The 775-nt window shown below is 35.6% G+C and carries 1 protein-coding gene; it reads right to left on the bottom strand.

The features are described from left to right. Positions 1-775, bottom strand: a 775-nt coding sequence (locus AC1DUW_RS31180) for an ABC transporter permease (RefSeq protein ID WP_477644496.1), incomplete at both ends; no start/stop codon positions are given.

Below are 775 nucleotides of genomic sequence, written 5' to 3' on the forward strand. Positions count from 1 at the left end.
GTATAAAACCGGATAGTTCAAATCACCGAAGCGATTAAAAAGTGTACCTACCAAAACTAAAAGCAAGCATAATGCTGCACAGCTTACCATCGAAAGAATGGCTGCAGTTAGCGTTTTCCCCGTTAAAATATCCCTCTCCTTAATAGGCTGAGTTTTTAAAAAGTTCAAGGTATACTTCTTTCCTCGTTCCCCAGCCAATCCTGAACCAAATAAAAATAAAAATGGAAGTATTAATATAAAGTATAAATAATTCTCAAAAAAGTAATAAAGAGAATAAAGACCACTATTATCAATTTTTTGATTGGCTTTCAGCACATCATTTTTTAGGTCCTCATCCCAAAATATCGTTCGAACATATTCTCCGGAAAAAATCGGACGAATATCATGTTCAATCAGCCATTCTTTTTCAGCAATGCTGGCATCAATTGAAAATTGACCTAAATCCGTTTTATATTCTATTATCAATTGTCCAGTGTCAATATCTCCGTTGGCAGCCCGATTTTGAAAAAGTTGGTAGTCCACCAAGGGTCGCCAATCTCCTTGTTCATAGGAAGCGATTGCATCTTTATTTTTTTCAATCATTTTAGTACCGTATGCTAAAGTATTTCTCATTAAATCTAATTGGGTATTTTCCGTTTGTTGTTCTTTTTCTAATGTAGCAATGCTCTCCTTCACTGTTGGTAGAAGCAACATTTCTACTTGCTGAGCATCATCATGCACTCGTTGGACGTACTCCTTTTCTTTATCTTCCGTCTCCCCTGCAAGAAAAAAATAT

It is taken from the genome of Peribacillus sp. P4_C12 (assembly GCF_056402095.1).